This window comes from Kitasatospora sp. GP82 (genome assembly GCF_029892105.1).
GTDB lineage: Bacteria > Actinomycetota > Actinomycetes > Streptomycetales > Streptomycetaceae > Kitasatospora.
Genome location: NZ_JARZAJ010000110.1, coordinates 1 through 3,242 on the forward strand (window position 1 = coordinate 1; position 3,242 = coordinate 3,242).

A 3,242-nucleotide genomic window follows, 5' to 3' on the forward strand; every position below is an offset into this window, starting at 1 on the left:
GCTGGGTGGCATGCCGACCAGTTCGGTGAAGCGAGTGCTGAAGGTGCCCAGCGACGAGCAGCCGACCGCGAAACAGACCTCGGTGACGCTGAGGTCGCCACGACGCAGCAGCGCCATCGCGCGCTCGATACGCCGCGTCATCAGGTAGCCGTACGGTGACTCGCCGTAGGCGAGTCGGAACTCGCGGCTGAGGTGCCCGGCCGACATGTGCACGCCGCGAGCGAGCGCCTCGACGTCCAGCGGCTGCGCGTACTCCCGGTCGATCCGGTCGCGGACGCGGCGCAGCCGCGCGAGGTCGCGCAGGCGCTGCGCCGCGGTGGGTCTGTTGGTCACCTGCGAAATCGTGCCACAGCGACCGTATGTAGAGCAGGATGAATGCCTGCTCGATCCTGTTGAACACGCCCCTTTACCGGTCGGGACGAGCCGAAACAGATGAGAGAACTCGTCCCACGGTGTCCGCGAGGGCCCCGGTCAGGTGCCGACGTAGGCTGCGAGGTGCTCGCCGGTGAGGGTGGAGCGGGCGGCGACGAGGTCGGCGGGTGTGCCCTCGAAGACGATCCGGCCGCCGTCGTGGCCGGCGCCGGGGCCGAGGTCGATGATCCAGTCGGCGTGCGCCATGACCGCCTGGTGGTGCTCGACGACGATGACCGACTTGCCGGAGTCGACGAGCCGGTCGAGCAGGCCGAGCAGCTGCTCGACGTCGGCGAGGTGGAGGCCGGCGGTCGGCTCGTCGAGGACGTAGACGCCGCCCTTCTCGGCCATGCGGGTGGCCAGCTTGAGCCGCTGCCGCTCGCCGCCGGACAGCGTGGTGAGCGGCTGGCCGAGGCTGAGGTAGCCGAGCCCGACATCGGCGAGCCGGTCGAGGATGCGGTGCGCGGCCGGCGTGCGCGCCTCGCCGGCGCCGAAGAACTCCTCGGCCTCGGTCACCGACATCGCGAGCACCTCGCTGATGTCGCGGCCGCCGAGGTGGTAGTCCAGCACCGATGCCTCGAACCGCTTCCCCTCGCACTCCTCGCAGGTGGTGGCGACACCGGCCATCATCGCCAGGTCGGTGTAGATGACGCCGACGCCGTTGCAGTTGGGGCAGGCGCCCTCGGAGTTGGCGCTGAACAGCGCCGGCTTCACGCCGTTGGCCTTCGCGAACGCCTTGCGGATCGGGTCGAGCAGTCCGGTGTACGTCGCCGGGTTGCTCCGTCGCGAGCCGCGGATCGCGCCCTGGTCGACCGACACCACACCCTCGCCGGCGGCCCCTGAACCGTTGACCAGCGACCCGTGCACGAGCGAGCTCTTGCCGGAGCCGGCGACGCCGGTGACGACGGCAAGCACCCCGAGCGGGATGTCGACGTCGACGCCCTGCAGGTTGTGCGTCGTCGCGCCCCGGATCTCCAGCGTGCCGGTGGGCTTCCGCACCGTCTCCTTGAGGGCGGCCCGGTCGTCGAAATGGCGGCCGGTGATGGTGCCGCCGGCCCGCAGCCCCTCGACGGTGCCCTCGAAGCAGACGGTGCCGCCCGCCGTACCGGCGCCGGGGCCGAGGTCGACGACGTGGTCGGCGATCGCGATCGTCTCCGGCTTGTGCTCCACGACGAGCACTGTGTTGCCCTTGTCCCGCAGCCGCAGCAGCAGGTCGTTCATCCGCTGGATGTCATGGGGGTGCAGGCCGATCGTGGGTTCGTCGAAGACGTAGGTGACATCGGTGAGCGAGGAGCCGAGGTGGCGGATCATCTTGACGCGCTGCGCCTCGCCGCCCGACAGCGTGCCCGACGGCCGGTCGAGCGCGAGGTAGCCGAGGCCGATCTCCACGAACGAGTCGAGGGTCTGCTGCAGCGCGGTGAGAAGCGGTGCCACCGACGGCTCGTCGAGGCCACGGACCCACTCGGCCAGGTCGCTGATCTGCATCGCGCAGGCGTCGGCGATGCTGATCCGCTTGATCTTCGACGACCGGGCCCCCTCGCTGAGCCGGGTGCCGTCGCACTCGGGGCAGGTGGTGAAGGTGACCGCCCGGTCCACGAACTCCCGGATGTGCGGCTGCATCGCCTCCCGGTCCTTGGAGAGGAACGACTTCTGGATCCGTGGGATCAGCCCCTCGTAGGTCATGTTGATGCCCGCGATCTTCATCCTGGTCGGCTCGCGGTGGAGGAAGTCGTGCAGCTCCTTCTCGGTGTACTTGCGGATCGGCTTGTCCGGGTCGAAGAAGCCCGACTCGCTGTAGAGCCGGTAGTTCCAGCCGCCCGCCTTGTAGCCGGGGATGGTCATCGCGCCCTCGGCGAGCGACTTGGAGTCGTCGTAGAGCTGGGTGAGGTCGACATCGGAGACCGTGCCCCGGCCTTCGCAGTGCGGACACATGCCGCCGGTGATGCTGAAGCTGCGACGCTCCTTCACGGTCTGTCCGGCGCGCTCCAGGGTGACCGCACCCGCTCCACTGATCGAGGCGACGTTGAAGGAGAACGCCTGGGGCGAGCCGATGTGCGGCTGCCCGAGTCGGCTGAAGAGGATGCGCAGCATCGCGTTGGCGTCGGTGGCGGTGCCGACCGTGGAGCGGGGGTCGGCGCCCATCCGCTGCTGGTCGACGATGATCGCGGTTGTCAGCCCGTCGAGGACGTCGACCTCGGGCCGCGCCAGCGTCGGCATGAAGCCCTGCAGGAAGGCGCTGTAGGTCTCGTTGATCAGCCGCTGCGACTCCGCGGCGATCGTGTCGAACACCAGTGAGCTCTTGCCCGAGCCGGAGACGCCGGTGAACACCGTCAGCCGGCGCTTCGGGATCTCGATGCTGACGTCCTTGAGGTTGTTCTCGCGCGCGCCGTGCACGCGGATCAGATCGTGGCTGTCGGCAACGTGCGGCGCAGGCGAGGGTGTGTCCGTCCTCGTGGCCATGCTCATCGTGTCTCCATCTGTTGGGCGGGGCCGCGTTCGCGGTCTGCGTCTGCGTCGCCTGGCTCGATCCGACCACCTTCGAGCAGTACGTCTGGTTCTACTTCGTCGGCGGTCGCGGCAACGGTCCGCTGTCCACCTGATCGGCGGTGCCGGCCGCGCGGCGCAAGAACCAAGGTGTGCGCGACGAACCAAGCAGCCCGGGGACGTTGCCGTCGGGGTCGGTGACGGTGGCCACCAGGCGGCCGCCACCGGCATCGTGCGCGGGCTCCTTCACGGTGTCGTCTGTGCAGGTCGGGCTGGTGATTGCCGGATGGCTCAGCGGAGCTCGTTGATGCGGATGAGGTTGCCTGCGGGGTCGCGGAAGGCGCAGT

2 protein-coding genes and 1 pseudogene are annotated in these 3,242 nt (G+C 69.5%); all 3 read right to left on the reverse strand.

From position 1 onward, the window contains the following. On the reverse strand, nucleotides 1-333 hold a 333-nt coding region (locus tag P3T39_RS37255; protein WP_280703765.1), incomplete at its 3' end, for a helix-turn-helix transcriptional regulator. A gap of 138 nt (nucleotides 334-471) precedes the next feature. Next, nucleotides 472-2,877, reverse strand: coding sequence for an excinuclease ABC subunit UvrA (locus P3T39_RS37260; RefSeq protein WP_280703766.1), 2,406 nt, complete (start codon nucleotides 2,875-2,877; stop codon nucleotides 472-474). 184 nt (nucleotides 2,878-3,061) lie between these two features. Next, nucleotides 3,062-3,148, reverse strand: a pseudogene (locus P3T39_RS37690) (glyoxalase); the annotation flags it as partial. Between the last annotated feature and the right edge of the window lie 94 nt (nucleotides 3,149-3,242).

Excerpts from the sequence above, each read along its gene's own strand:
- P3T39_RS37260 (WP_280703766.1), bottom strand. The coding sequence starts at position 2,877 with ATGAGCATGGCCACGAGGACGGACACACCCTCGCCTGCGCCGCACGTT.